Annotated in this window: 17 protein-coding genes; 10 read left to right on the forward strand and 7 right to left on the reverse strand. The window is 60.2% G+C overall.

Annotation, left to right across the window (positions count from 1 at the left end; translation table 11 throughout):
- Positions 1-5: 5 nt before the first annotated feature.
- Both garD and ACZZ0A_RS00805 read left to right on the forward strand, forming a co-directional pair.
- On the forward strand, positions 6-1,559 hold the full coding sequence (garD, locus tag ACZZ0A_RS00800; RefSeq protein WP_077571106.1) for a galactarate dehydratase: 1,554 nt from the start codon (positions 6-8) through the stop codon (positions 1,557-1,559).
- Between the two features lie 252 nt (positions 1,560-1,811).
- Complete coding sequence (locus ACZZ0A_RS00805) at positions 1,812-2,753, forward strand: AEC family transporter (RefSeq protein ID WP_007915344.1); 942 nt, start codon at positions 1,812-1,814, stop codon at positions 2,751-2,753.
- A gap of 83 nt (positions 2,754-2,836) precedes the next feature.
- Here ACZZ0A_RS00805 and ACZZ0A_RS00810 read toward each other — a convergent pair whose 3' ends face one another.
- The 6 genes from ACZZ0A_RS00810 to gatC form a co-directional block, all read right to left on the reverse strand.
- Entirely contained in the window at positions 2,837-3,214 is a 378-nt protein-coding gene (locus ACZZ0A_RS00810; RefSeq protein ID WP_007915345.1) for a carboxymuconolactone decarboxylase family protein, read from the reverse strand.
- Positions 3,211-4,272, reverse strand: coding sequence for a calcium/sodium antiporter (locus ACZZ0A_RS00815; RefSeq protein WP_095112683.1), 1,062 nt, complete (start codon positions 4,270-4,272; stop codon positions 3,211-3,213). The genes ACZZ0A_RS00810 and ACZZ0A_RS00815 overlap by 4 nt, the downstream gene beginning before the upstream one ends.
- 46 nt (positions 4,273-4,318) lie before the next feature.
- Positions 4,319-4,693, reverse strand: coding sequence for a septal ring lytic transglycosylase RlpA family protein (locus ACZZ0A_RS00820; protein WP_007915349.1), 375 nt, complete (start codon positions 4,691-4,693; stop codon positions 4,319-4,321).
- A gap of 145 nt (positions 4,694-4,838) precedes the next feature.
- Positions 4,839-6,284 (reverse strand): Asp-tRNA(Asn)/Glu-tRNA(Gln) amidotransferase subunit GatB, encoded by a 1,446-nt coding sequence (gatB, locus tag ACZZ0A_RS00825; protein WP_007915352.1) that lies wholly within the window; start codon positions 6,282-6,284, stop codon positions 4,839-4,841.
- 10 nt (positions 6,285-6,294) lie between these two features.
- The gene (gene gatA, locus ACZZ0A_RS00830; protein ID WP_007915354.1) at positions 6,295-7,746 is read right to left on the reverse strand and encodes an Asp-tRNA(Asn)/Glu-tRNA(Gln) amidotransferase subunit GatA; all 1,452 of its coding nucleotides are present in this window, start codon (positions 7,744-7,746) and stop codon (positions 6,295-6,297) included.
- 16 nt (positions 7,747-7,762) lie between these two features.
- On the reverse strand, positions 7,763-8,050 hold the full coding sequence (gatC, locus tag ACZZ0A_RS00835) for an Asp-tRNA(Asn)/Glu-tRNA(Gln) amidotransferase subunit GatC (RefSeq protein ID WP_007915356.1): 288 nt from the start codon (positions 8,048-8,050) through the stop codon (positions 7,763-7,765).
- Positions 8,051-8,261: 211 nt separating this feature from the next.
- On the opposite strand from gatC, the gene mreB reads away from it, so the two are divergent.
- The 8 genes from mreB to tldD all read left to right on the forward strand — a co-directional run bounded on the left by mreB (position 8,262) and on the right by tldD (position 19,539).
- Positions 8,262-9,299, forward strand: a complete 1,038-nt coding sequence (gene mreB / locus ACZZ0A_RS00840) for a rod shape-determining protein MreB (RefSeq protein ID WP_002555108.1) — start codon at positions 8,262-8,264, stop codon at positions 9,297-9,299.
- A gap of 141 nt (positions 9,300-9,440) precedes the next feature.
- On the forward strand, positions 9,441-10,583 hold the full coding sequence (mreC, locus tag ACZZ0A_RS00845; RefSeq protein WP_081498748.1) for a rod shape-determining protein MreC: 1,143 nt from the start codon (positions 9,441-9,443) through the stop codon (positions 10,581-10,583).
- Positions 10,583-11,074 (forward strand): rod shape-determining protein MreD, encoded by a 492-nt coding sequence (gene mreD / locus ACZZ0A_RS00850; RefSeq protein ID WP_077571118.1) that lies wholly within the window; start codon positions 10,583-10,585, stop codon positions 11,072-11,074. Before mreC ends, mreD begins: the two co-directional genes overlap by 1 nt.
- Positions 11,075-11,111: 37 nt before the next feature.
- Entirely contained in the window at positions 11,112-11,708 is a 597-nt protein-coding gene (locus ACZZ0A_RS00855; RefSeq protein WP_463542399.1) for a Maf family protein, read from the forward strand.
- A gap of 58 nt (positions 11,709-11,766) precedes the next feature.
- Complete coding sequence (rng, locus tag ACZZ0A_RS00860; protein WP_007915369.1) at positions 11,767-13,224, forward strand: ribonuclease G; 1,458 nt, start codon at positions 11,767-11,769, stop codon at positions 13,222-13,224.
- A gap of 75 nt (positions 13,225-13,299) precedes the next feature.
- Positions 13,300-17,106 (forward strand): YhdP family protein, encoded by a 3,807-nt coding sequence (locus ACZZ0A_RS00865; protein WP_447783614.1) that lies wholly within the window; start codon positions 13,300-13,302, stop codon positions 17,104-17,106.
- 125 nt (positions 17,107-17,231) lie between these two features.
- On the forward strand, positions 17,232-18,092 hold the full coding sequence (locus ACZZ0A_RS00870; RefSeq protein WP_414894717.1) for a carbon-nitrogen hydrolase family protein: 861 nt from the start codon (positions 17,232-17,234) through the stop codon (positions 18,090-18,092).
- 4 nt (positions 18,093-18,096) lie between these two features.
- Entirely contained in the window at positions 18,097-19,539 is a 1,443-nt protein-coding gene (gene tldD / locus ACZZ0A_RS00875) for a metalloprotease TldD (protein ID WP_007915374.1), read from the forward strand.
- Between the two features lie 51 nt (positions 19,540-19,590).
- Here the strand turns inward: tldD and yjgA are convergent, their stop codons facing one another.
- A complete protein-coding gene (yjgA, locus tag ACZZ0A_RS00880) occupies positions 19,591-20,115 on the reverse strand; it encodes a ribosome biogenesis factor YjgA (RefSeq protein ID WP_007915377.1) in 525 nt (174 codons plus the stop codon).
- Positions 20,116-20,168 lie beyond the last annotated feature (53 nt).

A 20,168-nucleotide genomic window follows, 5' to 3' on the forward strand; every position in this document is an offset into this window, starting at 1 on the left:
GCGTCATGCAGTTGATTGAACATTCCGACTCGCCGCGCCACATCCGCCTGCACGAGCGGGACAATGTGGTGGTCGTGGTCAACGACCAGGGCGCACCGGCCGGCACTGAGTTTGCCGATGGCCTGGTGACGCTGGAATTTGTGCCGCAGAGCCACAAGGTCACCCTCGAAGACATTCCCGAGGGCGGCCAGGTGATTCGCTACGGTCAGGTGATCGGCTACGCATTGCAGCCGATTCGCCGTGGCAGTTGGGTCAAGGAAGATCAACTGCGCATGCCGACCGCGCCGCCGCTGGACAGCTTGCCGCTGTCCACCGAGGTGCCGGACGCGCAGGCACCGCTGGAAGGCTTCACCTTCGAGGGCTATCGCAACGCTGACGGCACCGTCGGCACGCGCAATATTCTCGGGATCACTACGACCGTGCAGTGCGTCACCGGCGTGCTTGATCACGCGGTAAAACGCATCAAGGAAGAGCTGCTGCCGAAGTACCCGCATGTCGATGACGTCGTGGCGCTGACCCACAGTTATGGCTGCGGCGTGGCGATTACTGCCACCGACGCTTACATCCCGATTCGCACCGTGCGCAATCTGGCGCGTAATCCGAACCTCGGTGGCGAGGCGTTGGTGATCAGCCTCGGTTGCGAGAAATTGCAGGCCGGGCAGGTGATGCACGAAGACGATGCGTCGGTGGATCTCAGCGATCCGTGGCTGTATCGCTTGCAGGATTCCAGTCACGGCTTCACCGAGATGATCGAACAGATCATGGAACTGGCTGAGGTCCGTTTGAAGAAGCTCGACCAGCGTCGCCGCGAAACCGTGCCGGCATCCGAGCTGATTCTCGGCATGCAGTGTGGCGGCAGCGATGCGTTCTCCGGGATCACCGCCAACCCGGCGCTGGGTTATGCCTCGGACTTGTTGTTGCGTGCAGGGGCGACGGTGATGTTTTCCGAAGTCACCGAAGTGCGCGATGCGATTTACCTGCTGACTTCACGCGCCGAAAGCAAAACCGTCGCCGAGGAACTGGTGCGCGAGATGGACTGGTACGACCGTTACCTGGCCAAGGGTGAAGCGGATCGCAGCGCCAACACCACGCCGGGCAACAAGAAGGGCGGGCTGTCGAACATTGTCGAGAAGTCGCTGGGTTCGATCGTCAAATCCGGCAGCAGCGCAATCAACGGCGTGCTCGGCCCGGGCGAGCGGTTCAAGCAGAAGGGTTTGATTTTCTGTGCAACGCCGGCGAGTGATTTTGTTTGCGGGACGTTGCAGTTGGCGGCGGGGATGAACTTGCATGTGTTCACCACCGGGCGGGGTACGCCGTATGGTTTGGCGATGGCGCCGGTGGTGAAGGTATCGACGCGGACGGAATTGGCGCAGCGCTGGCCTGATCTGATTGATATCGACGCCGGAAGGATTGCGACCGGGCGCGCGACGATCGAGGAACTGGGTTGGGAGTTGTTCCACTACTACCTGGATGTTGCCAGCGGCAAACAGCAGACGTGGGCGGAGAAGCACAAGCTGCATAACGACATTACGTTGTTTAACCCGGCGCCGATTACTTGATGCGTGACCGGCTCGGCCCTCACCCCAGCCCTCTCCCGGGGGAGAGGGGGCCGATCCGGAGATATTTTAGAAGTACATCGACTTGAAAGTGCTTTGCCGAATCCATAATCGACTCGGTCTTGCAGGTCGATGTATGCCGCAAAACACCTCGGTCAGTCCCCTCTCCCTCGGGGAGAGGGTTAGGGTGAGGGGCTTTTCAAGCTTTTGGCTTATCATTAGCCCCCTAACGACGCTCACCCAAGGCTCCCCGGCATGCTGGCAATCTTCCTCGAAACCCTGAACATCACCGCGCCGGTGTTTGCCATGCTGTTTCTCGGTGTGCTGCTCAAGCGCATCGACTGGATCAACGACAACTTCATTCACACCGCTTCGTCGCTGGTGTTCAACGTCACCATGCCGGCGCTGCTGTTCCTCGGCATTCTGCATGCCGATCTGCACGCCGCGTTGCAACCGTCCTTGCTGATCTACTTCTCCCTCGCCACGCTGGTGAGCTTTGCCCTGGCCTGGGGCTGGGCGATTTTCCGTTGCCCGCGCGAAGATCGCGGCATCTATACCCAAGGCGCGTTTCGCGGCAACAACGGCGTCATTGGTTTGGCACTGGCGGCGAGCATGTATGGCGATTACGGGATTTCCCTCGGGGCGATTCTCGCGGCGCTGGTGATCCTGTTCTACAACACGCTATCGACCATCGTGTTGGCGGTGTACAGCCCGGTGATCAAGTCCGATCCGTGGAGCATCTGCAAAAGCGTGTTCAGCAATCCGCTGATCATCAGCGTGATTGCGGCGGCGCCGTTTGCCTATTTCAAGATCGGTTTGCCGGGATGGCTGGAGACCTCCGGTCAGTATCTGGCGCAGACCACCTTGCCGCTGGCGTTGATCTGCATTGGCGGCACGCTGTCGCTGGCGGCGTTGCGCAAGAGCGGCAGCATGGCGCTCAGTTCCAGCCTGGTGAAGATGATCGGGTTGCCGGTGCTGGCGACGTTAGGGGCGTGGTTGTGGGGTTTTCGCGGCGCGGAATTGGGGATTCTGTTTTTGTACTTCGGCAGCCCGACAGCGGCGGCAAGTTTTGTCATGGCCCGGGCGGCGCAGGGCAATCATGAACTGGCGGCGGCGATTATCGTGATGACCACGTTGATGGCGGCGATCACCACCAATGTCGGGATCTTTGTTTTGCAGTGGGGTGGGTGGATATAAAGGCAAGATCAAAAGATCGCAGCTGCGGCAGCTCCTACAGGAGACCGCATTTCCATGTAGGAACTGCCGCAGGCTGCGATCTTTTAGCTTTTCTCGTAACTGTCGATCACTTCCTGCGCCGCGCGAAACGCATCAATCGCCGCCGGCACGCCGGCATACACCGCGCAATGCAGCAACGCCTCACGAATCTCGTCCACCGTGCAGCCATTGTTCAGCGCACCGCGCACATGGCCTTTCAGTTCTTGCGGGCACTTCAATGCGGTCAGCGCTGCAAGAGTAATTAGGCTGCGGGTTTTCAGCGGCAGACCTTCGCGATTCCACACACCGCCCCAGGCGTGTTCATTGACGAAATCCTGCAACGGTTGAGTGAACTCGGTGGCGTTGCCCAAGGCGCGATCAACAAACGCATCGCCCATTACCTGACGGCGGACTTCAACCCCGGACTTCTTCGATTCGGTCATGGCATATCCCTCTTGTGGTGCTGGCGGCGCCAGGCGCGTATCGACGTGAACAACAAGAACGTCAGCAGCGTTGGCAGGACATAAAACAACATCATTCGCTCAAGCTTGCCGGCCAGGGGCATGCCGGTGGTGAACGACACCACGTGCAGCCCGTACGCCAGATACAAACCGAGCAGCAGCAGACCTTCGGCTCGCGTCACGCGGTAACCGGAATAAAACACCGGCAGGCACAGCGCGGCGACGCCGAGCATCACCGGCAGATCGAAATCCAGTGCGTTCGGCGACACCGACAGCGGCGTCGGCGCGATCAATGCGGTCAGGCCGAGTACCCCGAGCAGATTAAACAGGTTGGCACCGATCACGTTGCCGACGGCAATATCCCGTTGCCCGCGCAGTGCGGCGATCAGCGAGGTCGCCAGTTCCGGCAGCGAGGTGCCGACAGCGACAACGGTCAGGCCAATGACACGCTCGGAAAATCCAAGATCAGTTGCCACCACCACGGCAGCTCCGAGCAAAAGGTGCCCGGCAAATACCAGCATCGCCAAACCGACGATGATCATCAGCGAACTGCCGATCCACGACGCTTGGCTTGTTTCAATGCGCTCCGTGTGCGGCCGCGTCGAGTGTCGTGACTGGCGCAGCAGCAAGCCGAGATACAGCGCCAATGCGGCCAACAGCAGGATGCCGTCGAAGCGACCGATCTCTTCGTTCCAGGCCAATACGAACACCAGCAGACTGGCACCGATCATCAGCGGAATATCGAGGCGCACCAATTGCCGCGAAACGCGCAGAGGAATGATCAGCGCGGAAAGGCCGAGGGTGACAAGGATGTTGAAGATGCTGCTGCCGACTACGCTGCCAACGGCAATGTCCGGGTTATGCGCCAGTGCCGCTTGAAGACTGACGGCCATTTGCGGCGCACTGCTGCCGAGGGCGACGATGGTCAGACCGATGATCAGCGGCCGCACATGCAGACGCGCCGCCAGACGCACCGCCGCACGCACCATCAGCTCTGCGCCGAAGATCAGCAGGCACAGGCCGGCGAGCAGTTCGATCACGCTGATCAGGGGTAAGTCGGCTAATCCGAAAATGGTCAGCGCTCCATCAGTCGTCGAGGGCTTGCACGCGAACCCGTGCGGTGCCGCTGCGCAGCATGCCGAGTTGTTCGGCAGCCTCGCGGGACACGTCGATCAGGCGTCCACGGGTATGCGGGCCACGGTCATTGATGCGGACCACGACGGATTCATCGTTTTTCAGGTTGGTGACCTTCACCCGTGTGCCGAAGGGTAACTGGCGATGGGCGGCGGTCAGGGAATTCTGGTTGAACGGCTCGCCACTGGCGGTGCGTTTACCGTGGTGCTTGGCACCGTAATAGGAGGCGACGCCGGTCTGGTCGTAACCGTGCGGGTCGATGGTGTCGGTGCTGGCGCAACCGGCCAGCAAGGAGAGCAGGGCGCAGGCGCCGAGCAGACGTTTCATTCAGATACTCCAAAGTGATCGTTCCCACGCTCCAGCGTGGGAATGCATCCCGTGACGCTCTGCGTCACACCGCAATGGACGCGGAGCGTCCGGGGCGGCATTCCCACGCAGAGCGTGGGAACGATCCCCGAGCGCCGGGCCGGAATCAGCCTTCGAGCTTGCTTTTCAGCAGTTCGTTCACCTGCTGCGGGTTGGCTTTGCCTTTCGACGCTTTCATCGCCTGGCCGACGAAGAAGCCGAACATCTTGCCGCGTTTGGCTTCATCCGCCGCACGATACTGTTCAACCTGCTCGGCGTTAGCCGCGAGCATTTCGTCCAGTACCGCCGAGATCGCGCCGCTGTCGGTCACTTGCTTCAGGCCGCGTTTTTCGATGATCTCGTCCGCGCTGCCTTCGCCGTTGGCCATCGCTTCGAACACCACTTTGGCAATCTTGCCGGAGATGGTGTTGTCCTTGATGCGTTGCAGCATGCCGCCCAACAGTTCAGCGGAAACCGGCGACTCGTCGATGTCCAGGCCTTGCTTGTTGAGCAGGCTGCCCAACTCGACCATCACCCAGTTCGCCGCCAGTTTGGCGTCGCCGCCGATGGCTGCGACTTTCTCGAAGTAGTCCGCTTGCTCACGGCTGGTGGCCAGCACGTTGGCGTCGTACGCCGACAGACCGAACTGGCTCTGGAAGCGCTCGCGTTTCTGCGGAGGCAGTTCCGGCAGGGTGGCGCGCACCTCGCCGAGGAACGACTCTTCGATGACCACCGGCAGCAGGTCCGGATCGGGGAAGTAACGGTAGTCGTTGGCTTCCTCTTTCGAACGCATCGGACGGGTCTCGTCCTTGTTCGGATCGTACAGACGGGTCTGCTGGATCACTTTGCCGCCGTCTTCGATCAGCTCGATCTGACGCTGGATCTCGGAGTTGATCGCCTTCTCGATGAAGCGGAACGAGTTGACGTTCTTGATCTCGCAGCGCGTGCCGAATTCAACCTGGCCTTTCGGACGGATCGACACGTTGCAGTCGCAACGCAGCGAGCCTTCGGCCATGTTGCCGTCGCAAATACCCAGATAACGTACCAGCGCGTGAATCGCCTTGACGTAAGCCACGGCTTCCTTGGCGCTGCGCATGTCCGGCTCGGAAACGATTTCCAGCAGCGGCGTGCCAGCACGGTTCAGGTCGATGCCGGTGGCACCGTTGAACTCTTCGTGCAGGCTCTTGCCGGCGTCTTCTTCCAGGTGCGCGCGGGTGATGCCGACACGTTTGACCGTGCCGTCTTCGAGGGCGATGTCCAGGTGACCCTTGCCGACAATCGGCAATTCCATCTGGCTGATCTGGTAGCCCTTCGGCAGATCCGGGTAGAAATAGTTTTTACGCGCGAACACGTTGTGCTGACCGATCTCGGCGTCAATCGCCAGACCGAACATCACCGCCATGCGCACCGCTTCCTGGTTCAGCACCGGCAACACGCCAGGCATGCCCAGATCGATCAGGCTGGCCTGGGTGTTCGGCTCGGAACCGAATGTGGTGGAACTACCGGAAAAGATTTTCGACCGGGTAGTGAGCTGAGTGTGAATCTCCAGCCCGATCACGACTTCCCATTGCATGTGTGTCTCCTCAGAAGCCGGTTGGGGTGCGGGTGTGCCAGTCAGTGTTGAGCTGATACTGGTGGGCAACGTTCAACAGGCGACCTTCCTGGAAATACGGCGCGAGCAGCTGCACGCCAACCGGCAGACCGTCGACAAAACCGGCCGGCATCGACAGACCCGGCAGGCCGGCGAGGTTGGCGGTGATGGTGTAGACGTCTTCCAGATAGGCAGCGACCGGGTCGCTGTTCTTGGCGCCAAGCTTCCAGGCCGGGTTCGGCGTGGTCGGGCCGAGGATGATGTCGACTTCATTAAAGGCAGCCATGAAATCGTTCTTCACCAGGCGACGGATCTTCTGCGCTTTCAGGTAGTAGGCGTCGTAGTAACCGGCGGACAGCGCGTAGGCACCGACCATGATCCGGCGCTGGACTTCCGCGCCGAAGCCTTCGCCACGGGAGCGCTTGTACAGGTCGATCAGGTCTTTCGGGTGCTCGCAGCGATGACCGAAACGCACGCCGTCAAAACGCGACAGGTTCGAGGAGGCTTCTGCCGGCGCGATCACGTAGTAGGCAGGAATCGCGTGCTGCATGTTCGGCAGGCTGATTTCCTTGATCACCGCACCGAGCTTCTGCAGCTCTTTGATGCTGTTCTGAATTAGCTCGGCGATGCGCGGGTCGAGACCGGCGCTGAAGTATTCCTTCGGTACGCCGATGCGCAGGCCTTGCAGCGATTCGTTGAGGCTTGCGGAGTAATCCGGCACCGGCTCATCGATGCTGGTGGAGTCGTTCTGATCGAAGCCGGCCATACCTTGCAACAAAATTGCGCAGTCTTCGGCCGTGCGCGCCAACGGGCCACCCTGATCGAGGCTGGAGGCGTAAGCGATCATGCCCCAGCGCGAAACGCGACCGTAGGTCGGTTTCAGGCCGGTGAGGTTGGTGAATGCCGCCGGCTGACGAATCGAACCGCCAGTGTCGGTGGCCGTCGCCGCTGGCAACAGACGAGCAGCAACCGCCGCCGCCGAACCGCCGGACGAACCGCCCGGTACGTGTTCCAGGTTCCACGGGTTTTTCACCGCGCCGTACCAGCTCGACTCGTTGGCCGAACCCATGGCGAATTCGTCCATGTTGGTCTTGCCCAGGGTCACGGCACCGGCAGCGGCCAGCTTCGCGACGACAGTAGCGTCGTACGGGGCTTTGAAATTGTCGAGCATCTTCGAGCCGCAGCTGGTGCGAATGCCCTGGGTGCAGAACAAGTCTTTGTGAGCGATCGGCGCACCGAGCAGGGCGCCGCTCTCACCGTTGGCGCGGCGGGCATCGGCGGCTTTCGCCTGCTCGATGGCCAGCTCTTCGGTGAGGCTGATGAAACTGTTGAGCTGCGGATCAAGCTGGGTAATGCGCGCCAGCAGGACTTTGGTCAGCTCTTCGGAGGAAAACTTTTTATCGGCGAGACCGCGGGCGATCTCGGCCAGAGTCATTTGATGCATTGCAGGCTCTTTCCCTTTAGTCGATGACTTTCGGAACCAGATACAGGCCGTTTTCGACCGCTGGTGCGATGGACTGGTAGGCCTCGCGGTGATTGCTCTCGGTCACGACGTCGGCGCGCAGGCGCTGACTGGCTTCCAGCGGGTGGGCCAGAGGCTCGATTCCGTCGGTATTAACAGCCTGCATTTCGTCGACCAGACCGAGAATGCTGTTGAGAGCGGAAGTAATGTGTGGAAGATCGGCATCATTGAGGCCAAGGCAGGCCAGATGAGCGATTTTTTCCACGTCGGAGCGTTCTAGCGCCATCGGGATTCTCCTGTGGAAAACAGAACGGACGGCGTCCGTGTGTTAGATTGTCGGAACACTACCGCACTTCTACGGTCATAAGGCCGCGATTGTGGGGCTTGGTGCACAGAAAAGCGGCCAATTTAACATATTGGCGCCTTGCCCAAAATCCCTGTCGTTGTTAGAGTTTGCCGCACTTTTTTACCCACGCGTTGCCTAGGGTCCCTTTCCCATGTTCAAGAAACTGCGTGGCATGTTTTCCAGCGATCTTTCCATTGACCTGGGCACTGCCAACACCCTTATTTACGTGCGCGAGCGCGGTATCGTCCTGAATGAGCCATCGGTTGTGGCCATTCGGACACACGGTAACCAGAAAAGTGTCGTTGCTGTCGGCACCGAGGCCAAGCGCATGCTCGGCCGTACGCCGGGCAACATTGCTGCCATTCGTCCGATGAAGGACGGCGTGATCGCCGACTTCAGCGTCTGCGAAAAGATGCTGCAATACTTTATTAACAAGGTTCACGAAAACAGCTTTCTGCAGCCTAGCCCTCGTGTGCTGATCTGCGTTCCATGCAAATCCACTCAGGTTGAGCGTCGTGCCATCCGTGAATCGGCCCTCGGTGCCGGTGCCCGTGAAGTGTTCCTGATCGAAGAGCCGATGGCTGCTGCGATCGGTGCCGGCCTGCCGGTCGAAGAAGCACGCGGTTCGATGGTCGTGGATATCGGTGGTGGTACCACTGAAATCGCGCTGATCTCCCTGAACGGTGTGGTCTATGCCGAATCCGTGCGCGTTGGCGGCGACCGCTTCGACGAAGCGATCATCACCTACGTGCGTCGTAACTACGGCAGCCTGATCGGTGAATCCACCGCTGAGCGCATCAAGCAGGAAATCGGCACGGCCTACCCGGGCGGCGAAGTTCGCGAAGTCGACGTTCGCGGTCGCAACCTGGCCGAAGGCGTTCCACGCGCATTCACCCTGAACTCCAACGAAGTGCTGGAAGCTCTGCAAGAGTCTCTGGCTACCATCGTTCAGGCCGTGAAAAGCGCGCTGGAGCAATCGCCGCCGGAACTGGCTTCCGACATCGCCGAGCGTGGCCTGGTGCTGACCGGTGGTGGCGCGCTGCTGCGTGATCTCGACAAGTTGCTGGCCCAGGAAACCGGTCTGCCAGTCATCGTTGCCGAAGATCCGCTGACCTGTGTTGCTCGCGGCGGTGGCCGTGCATTGGAAATGATGGATAAGCACACCATGGATCTGCTCTCGAGCGAATAAGTCGCCGAGTGCAATACGTGGGTGAGCGCGCAGGCAGCACTTTGCAGTGCTGCCTGTTGGCGTTTATCTTCTGTCAGTCTTCATCCAGGCCGGTTTGATGCCGTATGAATAAACAGAACATTTGCCTGGGAGGAGCGGCTTATTAAACCGCTTTTCGCCAAAGGCCCTTCGTTGGGTGTGCGCCTGTTGGTGCTGGCCGTGCTGTCGGTCGCGCTGATGGTGGTCGATGCCCGCTTCGACTTGCTCAAGCCCGCGCGCAAACAAGCGTCGCTGGTGTTGATGGACGCCTACTGGATTACCGACCTGCCCGGACGGCTCTGGGAAGGGATTGCCAGTCAATTCGGCAGTCGCACCGAACTGGTCGCCGAAAACGAAAAACTCAAGACCGAAAACCTGCTGTATCAGGGTCGCATGCAGAAGCTTGCCGCCCTTACCGAGCAGAACGTTCGGCTGCGCGAGTTGCTCAATTCCTCTGCGCTGGTCAATGAAAAGGTCGAAGTGGCCGAGTTGATCGGCATGGACCCCAACCCTTTCACTCATCGCATCATCATCAATAAAGGTGAGCGTGATGGCGTGGTGCTGGGGCAGCCGGTGCTCGATGCACGCGGTCTGATGGGGCAAGTGGTCGAGTTGATGCCTTACACCTCCCGTGTATTGTTGTTGACCGACACCACTCACAGCATTCCTGTGCAGGTGAACCGCAACGGTCTGCGGGCGATTGCCAGTGGCACCGGCAACCCGGAGCGTCTGGAGTTGCGTCACGTCGCTGACACGGCCGATATCAAAGAGGGCGATCTGCTGGTCAGCTCCGGCCTTGGCCAGCGCTTCCCGGCCGGTTACCCGGTCGCCACGGTGAAGGAAGTGATCCACGATTCCGGCCAGCCGTTCGCGATTGTCCGCGCCGTGCCGACTGCCGCACTCAACCGCAGCCGTTACCTGTTGTTGGTATTCAGCGACAACCGCACCGCCGAAGAGCGCGCCAACGATGCCGCGCAAGCGCAGGAAAATCTTGATGCCTTTGGCGGTGGTCCGATTATTCCGGCCACTGTGCCGAAGTCCGTGACTGTGCCTGCGGCGGCTGCTCCGACGCCCGCAACACCTGCCGCACCGACCGCTGCAGCCAGCGCCACACCGGCCAAACCCGCTGCCAGTAAACCGCCTGCGCCTGCTAAACCACCGGCAGCTACGCCGGCGGCAACCAAACCTCCAGCTGCCCAGCCTGCTGCGCGACCTGCGGTCAAACCGCCTGTCAGTGCACCGGCGACAACCGGGAGACAAGAATAATGGTCGGGGCTACCGCATCGCGAAACGGCTGGATTGTCTGGCTGACGTTTCTCATCGGCATGTTGCTCAGTGTCTCGCCGTTGCCGCAATTCATGGAAATTCTGCGTCCGCTGTGGCTGGCGCTGCTCCTGACATTCTGGGCACTGTACATGCCGCAAACGGTCGGCATGGTCACAGCGTTTTGCCTCGGACTGGCTGAAGATGTGCTCTACGGCACGCTGCTTGGGCAGAACGCATTGATCCTGACACTGATCACCTTCCTCGTGCTCTCATTGCAACAACGCCTGCGAATGTTCCCGATGTGGCAGCAATGCCTGGTAATTCTGGTGATTTTCGGCCTCGCGCAGCTGGTGCAATTGTGGCTCAGCGCGTTGACCGGTAATCGTCAGCCGACCCTGGCGCTGGTACTTCCGGCGCTGGTCAGTGCCTTGCTCTGGCCTTGGGTCAGCTTTGCCCTACGCGGATTGCGCCGACGCTACAAAATCAATTGAGCCGGTGAAGCAGGGCACTGAACAGGGAGATGTTTTGATGAAGCCGCTTTACCTCGCCTCCGGATCGCCGCGTCGCCGTGAATTGCTCACGCAGATCGGCGTTCCGTTTTCCGCCATCAGTGCGGATATCGACGAAACCCCATTACCCGAAGAATCGCCGTCGGCCTATGTCGAGCGCTTGGCGCGCGGCAAGGCCGAGGCCGGGCGCCGTAGCGTCGTGTCTGCTCAGCCATTCTGCGTGCTGGGTGCCGACACCGCCGTGGTACTGGACGGCAAAATTCTTGGCAAACCGGTGGACGAAGCCGACGCATGCGCCATGCTGATGATGTTGTCCGGCAAGGAGCATGAAGTGCTGACCGCCATCGCTGTGCTGGAAGACGAGCGCTGCGAGTCGCGGGTGGTGCGCAGTCTGGTGCGGTTTCGCCCGATCAGCAGTGAAGAAGCCGCCGCCTATTGGGCCAGTGGCGAGCCACGGGACAAGGCCGGCGGTTATGGCATTCAGGGGCGCGGCGCGGTGTTTGTCGCCGGCCTCAATGGCAGTTACTCGGCTGTGGTCGGGTTGCCTGTTTGCGAAACCGCAGAACTGTTAGGCCATTTCGGCATACCCTGTTGGCAAAACCTGAACGCGCAATGAGCGTCGTACGAATCCAGATGCGGCCATTATCGTGAACATGCCTGAACGAGATCCTGCCATGAGTGAAGAGATTCTGATCAACATCACGCCGATGGAATCGCGCGTGGCGGTGGTCGAAAACGGTGTGCTGCAAGAAGTCCACGTTGAGCGCACGCAAAAACGCGGGATCGTCGGCAACATCTATAAAGGCAAGATTGTTCGGGTATTGCCGGGCATGCAGGCCGCATTCGTCGACATCGGTCTGGATCGCGCGGCGTTCATTCACGCTGCCGAAATCTCCCTGCGCGAAGGCCCTGCGGTGGAAAGCATCAGCGCGCTGGTGCACGAGGGCCAAAGTCTTGTGGTGCAGGTCACCAAGGACCCGATTGGCTCCAAAGGCGCGCGCTTGACCACACAACTGTCGATCCCGTCGCGCTATCTGGTGTACATGCCGCGTACTGCCCACGTCGGCATTTCCCTGAAAATCGAAGACGAAGCCGAGCGTGAGCGCCTCAAACAGGTTGTCAGCGATTGCGTGGCCAAAGAAGGCATCAAAGAGGCGGGCGGTTTCATTCTGCGCACCGCCGCAGAAGGTGCTGGCGCCGACGAAATACTCATGGACATCCGATATCTGCGTCGCCTGTGGGATCAGATCAACGAGCAGATCAAAACCATCGCCGCACCGAGCGTAATTTACGAAGACCTCGGTCTGGCGTTGCGTACCCTGCGTGATCTGGTCAACCCGAAAATCGAGAAGATTCGCATCGATTCCCGGGAAACTTTCCAGAAAACCACGCAGTTCGTTGCCGAATTGATGCCGGAAATCGCCGATCGTCTGGAACATTACCCGGGTGAACGGCCGATTTTCGACCTGTACGGCGTCGAAGACGAAATCCAGAAAGCCCTCGAACGCAAGGTGCCGCTGAAATCCGGCGGCTATCTGGTGGTGGATCCGGCAGAAGCCATGACCACCATCGATGTAAACACTGGCGCTTTCGTCGGTCATCGCAACCTCGAAGAAACCATCTTCAAGACCAATCTCGAAGCGGCCACCGCCATTGCCCGGCAAATGCGCCTGCGCAATCTGGGCGGGATCATCATCATCGACTTCATCGACATGGAAGATGAAGAACACCAGCGCCAGGTGCTGCGCACGTTGGAAAAACAGCTGGAGCGTGACCACGCCAAGACCAACATCATCGGCATCACCGAGTTGGGTCTGGTGCAGATGACCCGCAAGCGCACCCGCGAAAGTCTCGAGCAAGTGCTATGCGAGCCGTGCAGCAGTTGTCAGGGGCGCGGCAAACTGAAAACCGCGGAAACCATCTGTTACGAGATTTTCCGCGAGATCCTCCGTGAAGCGCGGGCCTATCAGGCCGAGGGTTATCGGGTGCTGGCGAACCAGAAAGTGGTCGATCGCCTGCTTGACGAAGAATCCGGTAACGTCGCCGAACTTGAAGGGTTTATCGGGCGCACCATACGCTTCCAGGTGGAAACCATGTATTCCCAGGAACAATATGACGTGGTGTTGCTCTGATCCCCTGCGTCACGTTTATTCCACCGCGGCTGGCCTCAGCTTTTCGCAGTATTTTTGCCATGGGAGCCATCTGACATGGAGCGTCTGACACGCATTCTGGCCGCACTCACCCGCTGGGGGCTGGGCCTGTGCGCGTTGGTTCTGGTGTTGATGGCGTTGTACGTCAGTCTTGGCCGTGAGCTGACCCCGCTGGTGGCCGAATATCGCGCCGACATCGAGGACAAGGCCAGCGCCGCCCTTGGCATGCCGTTGCAGATTGGTGAACTGGAAGGGAACTGGAGCGGTTTTGCGCCGATCCTGCTGGCTCATGACGTGATGGTCGGGGCCGGTACCAATGCATTGCGTCTTGATCACGTGCGGGTAGTGCCGGATTTGTGGGCCAGTCTGTTGGCTCGCGAGGTGCGCATTGCCCACCTGGAACTCAATGGTCTGAAGATCAGCCTGAAAGAGGCCGAAGACGGCAGTTGGGCACTGGAAGGCTTGCCGGTGCAGAACGATCAGCCGCTCGATCCGCAGCAGTTGTTCAATCGCTCGCAGATGATTCAACAACTGTCGGTGCTCGACAGTCAGGTGACTTTGCAGCCGCAGGATCACGCGCCGCTGACGCTCACCTATGTCGGCCTCAATCTGAAAACCGGCGCCAGCCGCCAGCGGCTCGATGCCCGTCTGACCCTGCCGGACGGCCAGCCCGTTGCGCTGAGCCTGCGCACGCGAATTCGTCCTGATCAATGGCAGGACAGTGTGGTGGAGGGTTACGCCAGCCTGCCGCAGAGCGATTGGTCGAAGTGGCTGCCGGAGCGTCTGACCCAACAATGGAATTTTTCCGAGATCAAGGCCGGCGGTGAGCTCTGGGTCAATTGGGCCAAGGGCACGCTGCAAAGTGCAGCGCTCCGTTTGAACGCGCCGCAACTGACCGGCGCCTATGCCGATCGCAAGCCGATCCAGATCAATAATCTGGCGCTGAATGCCTACTACGAGAACAGTGCCGAGGGCGCGACTCTCACCCTCGATTCGCTGGCGATGAATTTCGCTGAAAAACGTTGGGAGTCGCATGTACAGCTCAAGCAGACGCGCGCGACCGACAAGGTGGACGAGCTCTGGCACTTGCAGGCGGATCGTCTCGATCTGACCCCGATCACGCCACTGCTGAATGCGTTGGGGCCGTTACCGCAAGGTTTCGCTACGGCCGTTGATCATTTGAAAGTCACCGGTGGTCTGCGCAATGTGTTGCTGGATTTTCGCCCCAACGCTACCGACGGCAACAAATTCAGTTTCGCCACCAACCTGGATAACGTCGGTTTCGACGCCTATCACGGCGCGCCGGCGGCACGAAATGTCAGCGGCAGCCTCAGCGGCAACCTCGACGGTGGCGAACTGCGCATGGACAGCAAGGATTTTGTCCTGCACCTCGACCCGATTTTCGCCAAGCCATGGCAGTACCTTCAGGCCAACGCCCGTCTGACCTGGAAACTCGATAAAGACGGTTTCACCTTGATCGCTCCGTACCTGAAGGTGCTCGGCGAAGAGGGCAAGATTGCCGGCGACTTCCTGATTCGCCTGCATTTCGACCATAGCCAGGAAGACTACATGGACCTGCGGGTCGGTCTGGTCGAGGGCGATGGTCGCTACACGGCCAAATACCTGCCCGAAGTCTTGAGCCCGGCGCTCGACGAGTGGCTGCGTACAGCAATCCTCAAAGGTGCAGTCGACCAGGGTTTCTTCCAGTATCAGGGCTCGCTGAGCAAGAATGCCGGTGAGGCCGACCGCAGCATCAGTCTGTTCTTCAAAGTGCATGACGCTGAACTGGCCTTCCAGCCGGGCTGGCCGCACGTCAGCAAGGTCAGTGGTGACGTGTTCATCGAAGACAGTGGCGTGCGGATCTGGGCTGACAAGGGGCAGTTGCTCGACACTCAGGTCAGCGATGTGTTCGTCAATATCCCGCATGTGCCGGCTGGACAACACACGCACATGTATCTCGATGGCGGCTTTGCCGGCGGCCTCGGTGATGGACTGAAAATTCTTCAGGACGCACCGATCGGCACAGGTGAAACCTTTGCCGGTTGGGAAGGGGCCGGGGATCTGCAAGGCAAGCTCAAGCTCGATATCCCGCTGGACAAGGGTGGCGACCAGCCGAAAATCCTCGTCGACTTCAAAACCGCCAATGGGCGCCTGAAGCTGGCTGAGCCGAAGCTGGAGCTGACTCAGCTCAAGGGCGATTTCCGCTTTGACAGCGCCAAAGGGCTGAGCGGGCAGAACATCGCCGCGCGCGCATTCGACAAACCGGTGACTGCGCAGATCTTCGCCGATGGCAGTCCCGGCAAGCTCAAGACTCGGGTGGCGGCATCCGGGCAGGTCGAAGTGAAGAAACTCACCGACTGGTTGGGTGTCACGCAGCCATTGCCAGTGTCGGGGGTGATTCCGTATCAACTGCAGTTGAATCTGGATGGCGCCGACAGTCAGTTGATGGTCAGCTCCAATCTCAAAGGCGTTGCCGTGGATCTGCCGGCACCGTTCGGCATGACGGCGGATGTCGGGCGCGATACCGTGTTCCGCATGACATTGCAGGGGCAGGAACGGCGTTATTGGGTCAATTACGACCAATTGGCCAACTTCACCTTTGCGGCACCGCCGACCAATTTCGCCGAGGGCCGTGGCGAGCTGTTCCTCGGAGCCGGCGAAGCAGTGCTGCCGGGCGCCAAGGGTTTGCGGATTCGCGGTGTGCTCTCGGAACTGGACGTCGCACCGTGGCAGGACCTGGTCAACAAATATGCCGGGCAGGATCCGGGCGGCAGCGCCAAGCAATTACTCAACAGTGCTGATTTCAAGGTCGGCAAGCTCACCGCATTCGGGACCACGCTGGATCAGGCGTCGGTACAGCTCAACCGCAAGCCGGGCGCGTGGAATCTGGCGCTCGACAGCCAGCAGGCGAAAGGCTCGGCCAGTCTGCCGGACGCCAAGGGCGTGCCGATCGCGGTCAATCTGCAATACGTGAAACTGCCGGCGCCGGACCCGACGGTGCAGGCTGACGAGAATTCGCCGGACCCTTTGGTCTCTGTCGATCCGACGAAGATTCCGGCACTGGATATCACCATCAATCAACTGTTCCTCGGCCCGGATCTGGTCGGCGGCTGGTCGCTCAAGGTGCGTCCGACCGCCAAAGGCATCGCCCTGAACAACCTCGACATGGGTCTAAAAGGCATCCTGTTGCAGGGCAATGGTGGCTGGGAAGGTGCGCCGGGTGCGACCAACAGTTGGTTCAAAGGTCGCATTGGTGGCAAGAACCTCGCCGACGTCCTCAAGGGCTGGGGCTTTGCCCCGAGCGTAACCAGCGAAGAATTCCACATGGACGTCGATGGCCGTTGGCCGGGCTCGCCGGCGTGGCTGGCGACCAAGCGTTTCTCCGGCACACTCGATGCGTCGCTGAACAAAGGCCAGTTCGTTGAAGTGGAGGGCGGCGCGCAGGCGTTGCGGGTGTTCGGCCTGCTCAACTTCAACTCTATCGGCCGGCGTTTGCGTCTGGACTTCTCTGATCTGTTCGGCAAAGGCTTGAGCTACGACCGGGTCAAAGGTTTGCTGGTGGCAAACAACGGTGTGTATGTCACCCGCGAGCCGATTCGCCTGACCGGTCCTTCCAGCAACCTTGAGCTGGACGGTACGCTGGATCTGGTCGGCGACAAGGTTGACGCCAAGTTGCTGGTGACCTTGCCGGTGACCAACAACCTGCCGATTGCTGCGCTGATCGTTGGCGCACCAGCGGTTGGCGGTGCATTGTTCCTTATCGACAAGTTGATCGGTGATCGTGTGGCGCGCTTCGCCAGTGTGAAGTACACCGTCAAAGGCCCTTGGAAAGAGCCGAAAATCACCTTCGACAAGCCTTTTTAACTAGCAGACACTACGCCTTGGTAGGAGCTGCCGAAGGCTGCGATCTTTTGTTTTAAGAGTCAGATCAAAAGATCGCAGCCTGCGGCAGCTCCTACAGATTTATGTGCAGATTCCGAGGAGCGGCCATGTCTTTAGCGGTGATTCAAATGGTCAGCCAAAGCGACGTGCTGGCCAATCTGGCTCAGGCCCGACGCCTGCTCGAACAGGCTGCTGCTGGCGGCGCGAAGCTGGCGGTGCTGCCGGAAAACTTCGCCGCCATGGGCCGTCGCGACATCGCTGACATCGGCCGCGCCGAAGCATTGGGCGAAGGACCGATCCTGCCATGGTTGAAACAGACCGCCCGCGACCTCAAGTTATGGATAGTGGCCGGCACCTTGCCGTTGCCGCCGGTGGATCAACCGACGGCCAAGGCCAATGCCTGCTCGCTGCTGGTCGATGATCAGGGTGAAATCGTTGCACGCTATGACAAGTTGCATCTGTTCGACGTCGATGTGGCGGACAATCGCGGCCGTTACCGCGAATCCGATGACTATGCTTATGGCAGTGGCGTGGTGGTTGCCGACACGCCGGTAGGCCGACTTGGTCTGACCGTGTGTTACGACTTGCGCTTTCCCGAGCTTTACAGCGAGTTGCGCGCCGCCGGTGCCGAGTTGATTACCGCACCGTCGGCCTTTACTGCGGTAACCGGAGCAGCGCATTGGGATGTGCTGATTCGCGCCCGGGCCATCGAGACCCAGTGTTATGTGCTGGCCGCAGCGCAGGGCGGGAGCCATCCAGGACCGCGAGAAACCTTCGGTCATGCGGCGATTATCGATCCGTGGGGGCGCGTGCTGGCGAGTCAGGATCAAGGCGAAGCGGTGTTGTTGGCCGAACGCGACAGTATTGAACAAGCGTCCATCAGGGCGCGAATGCCGGTGGTGAGCCATCGGCGGTTTTTCTCGCAGGGCGCACAGCGGCCTGCTTCAGAACACGAATTTAAGGCGTAAACCTATGAGCGAGTTGTTGTCCTCAGTCAGTGATCACCTGTTGGCGCCCGGTGGCGTGACGATCGAGAGCCTGCAAGGCGTGCTCGGTGATCTGGCCGGTCCTGGTATCGATGCGGCCGACCTGTATTTCCAGGGCCAGATCTCCGAGTCGTGGGCGCTGGAAGACGGCATCGTCAAGGAAGGCAGCTTCAACCTAGACCAGGGTGTGGGCGTGCGTGCGCAGTCCGGTGAGAAAACCGGTTTTGCCTACAGCAACGCGATCACCCTCGAAGCGCTCGGCGCAGCGGCCCGTGCCGCGCGTTCGATCTCCCGGGCCGGGCAGAATGGCACGGTGCAGGCGTTCACCACGCAGGATGTCGCACAGTTATACGCGCCGGATAACCCGTTGGAAGTGCTGACTCGTGCCGAGAAAGTCGAGCTGCTCAAGCGCATCGATGTGGCTACCCGTGCCCTCGACCCGCGTATCCAGCAAGTCAGCGTCAGCATGGCCGGTGTCTGGGAACGCATTCTGGTGGCATCCACCGACGGCGGCCTGGCGGCGGATGTGCGGCCACTGGTGCGTTTCAACGTCAGCGTCATCGTTGAGCAGAATGGTCGTCGCGAGCGCGGCGGGCATGGCGGCGGCGGGCGTACCGACTATCGTTATTTCCTCGCCGAAGACCGCGCCATGGGCTATGCCCGTGAAGCGCTGCGCCAGGCGCTGGTAAATCTGGAAGCGATTCCGGCGCCGGCCGGCACCTTGCCGGTGGTATTGGGTTCGGGCTGGTCTGGCGTGCTGCTGCACGAAGCGGTCGGCCACGGTCTGGAGGGTGACTTCAACCGCAAGGGCAGCTCGGCGTACAGCGGTCGCATGGGTGAAATGGTTGCCTCGAAGCTTTGCACCATCGTTGATGACGGCACCTTGAGCGGCCGTCGCGGTTCGCTGAGCGTCGACGACGAAGGCACGCCGACCGAGTGCACCACGCTGATCGAAAATGGCGTACTGAAAGGCTACATGCAGGACAAACTCAATGCGCGCTTGATGGGCGTTGCTCGCACCGGTAACGGTCGTCGGGAGTCCTATGCGCATCTGCCGATGCCGCGCATGACCAACACGTACATGCTCGGCGGCGAAAGCGATCCGGCAGAAATCATCGCCTCTGTGAAGAAGGGCATCTACTGCGCCAACCTTGGCGGTGGTCAGGTCGACATCACCAGCGGCAAGTTCGTGTTCTCCACCAGCGAGGCGTACCTGATCGAAGACGGCAAGATCACCGCGCCAGTCAAAGGCGCGACGTTGATCGGCAACGGCCCCGAGGCGATGAGCCGGGTGTCGATGGTCGGTAACGATCTGGCGCTGGACAGCGGTGTGGGCACGTGCGGCAAGGATGGGCAATCGGTGCCGGTAGGTGTGGGTCAGCCGACGCTGAAAATCGATGCGATCACCGTGGGTGGCACGGGCGCATAAGAAGAGGTGGAGCTTCGGGTGGCGCGCAGGGCGGCCACCCGGTGGCGAATATCAACGCAGGCCGCGTTGAGTCTCGTCCAGCTCACGGATGTACTTGAAGATCTTGCGGCTGGAAGCAGGAGGTTTGTTTTGCGCAACCTCATGCTGAGCCTGACGGATCAGGGAACGCAGTTGCTGGCGATCGGCGTCCGGGTACTCGACGACGAATTTCTCCAGCACGGCATCGTCGCCTGCAATCAGGCGATCACGCCAGCGTTCCAGGTTATGGAAACGCTCGTTGTACTGACGAGTCGAGGCATCGAGTTGATCGAGCAAGGTCAGAATCGCGTCAGTGTCCTGATCGCGCATCAGTTTGCCGATGAACTGCAAGTGCCGTTTACGCGCGATGTTCGCGGTGTGCTTGGGCGCATCGGCCAGAGCCCGGCGCATAGCGTCGGTCAGCGGCAGTTTTGCGATCAAGTCTGGCTTGAGTGTTGTCAGGCGCTCGCCGAGGTCAACCAGAGCATGCAGCTCGCGTTTGACCTGAGATTTGCTTTTTTCTCCCGTATCGAGGGAGTCGTCGTAAGAATCAACCATGGTGGCAGTCCGCAAAGAAACGCCGCCATGATAACCAGTCGGGGGCCGCTTGT

The organism is Pseudomonas sp. AC242, assembly GCF_979258655.1.

Coding starts and splice junctions, on each gene's coding strand:
- garD (WP_077571106.1), top strand. CDS start 6: ATGCAGTTGATTGAACATTCCGACTCGCCGCGCCACATCCGCCTGCAC.
- ACZZ0A_RS00805 (WP_007915344.1), top strand. CDS start 1,812: ATGCTGGCAATCTTCCTCGAAACCCTGAACATCACCGCGCCGGTGTTT.
- ACZZ0A_RS00810 (WP_007915345.1), bottom strand. CDS start 3,214: ATGACCGAATCGAAGAAGTCCGGGGTTGAAGTCCGCCGTCAGGTAATG.
- ACZZ0A_RS00820 (WP_007915349.1), bottom strand. CDS start 4,693: ATGAAACGTCTGCTCGGCGCCTGCGCCCTGCTCTCCTTGCTGGCCGGT.
- gatB (WP_007915352.1), bottom strand. CDS start 6,284: ATGCAATGGGAAGTCGTGATCGGGCTGGAGATTCACACTCAGCTCACT.
- gatA (WP_007915354.1), bottom strand. CDS start 7,746: ATGCATCAAATGACTCTGGCCGAGATCGCCCGCGGTCTCGCCGATAAA.
- gatC (WP_007915356.1), bottom strand. CDS start 8,050: ATGGCGCTAGAACGCTCCGACGTGGAAAAAATCGCTCATCTGGCCTGC.
- mreB (WP_002555108.1), top strand. CDS start 8,262: ATGTTCAAGAAACTGCGTGGCATGTTTTCCAGCGATCTTTCCATTGAC.
- mreD (WP_077571118.1), top strand. CDS start 10,583: ATGGTCGGGGCTACCGCATCGCGAAACGGCTGGATTGTCTGGCTGACG.
- ACZZ0A_RS00855 (WP_463542399.1), top strand. CDS start 11,112: ATGAAGCCGCTTTACCTCGCCTCCGGATCGCCGCGTCGCCGTGAATTG.
- rng (WP_007915369.1), top strand. CDS start 11,767: ATGAGTGAAGAGATTCTGATCAACATCACGCCGATGGAATCGCGCGTG.
- ACZZ0A_RS00865 (WP_447783614.1), top strand. CDS start 13,300: ATGGAGCGTCTGACACGCATTCTGGCCGCACTCACCCGCTGGGGGCTG.
- ACZZ0A_RS00870 (WP_414894717.1), top strand. CDS start 17,232: ATGTCTTTAGCGGTGATTCAAATGGTCAGCCAAAGCGACGTGCTGGCC.
- tldD (WP_007915374.1), top strand. CDS start 18,097: ATGAGCGAGTTGTTGTCCTCAGTCAGTGATCACCTGTTGGCGCCCGGT.
- yjgA (WP_007915377.1), bottom strand. CDS start 20,115: ATGGTTGATTCTTACGACGACTCCCTCGATACGGGAGAAAAAAGCAAA.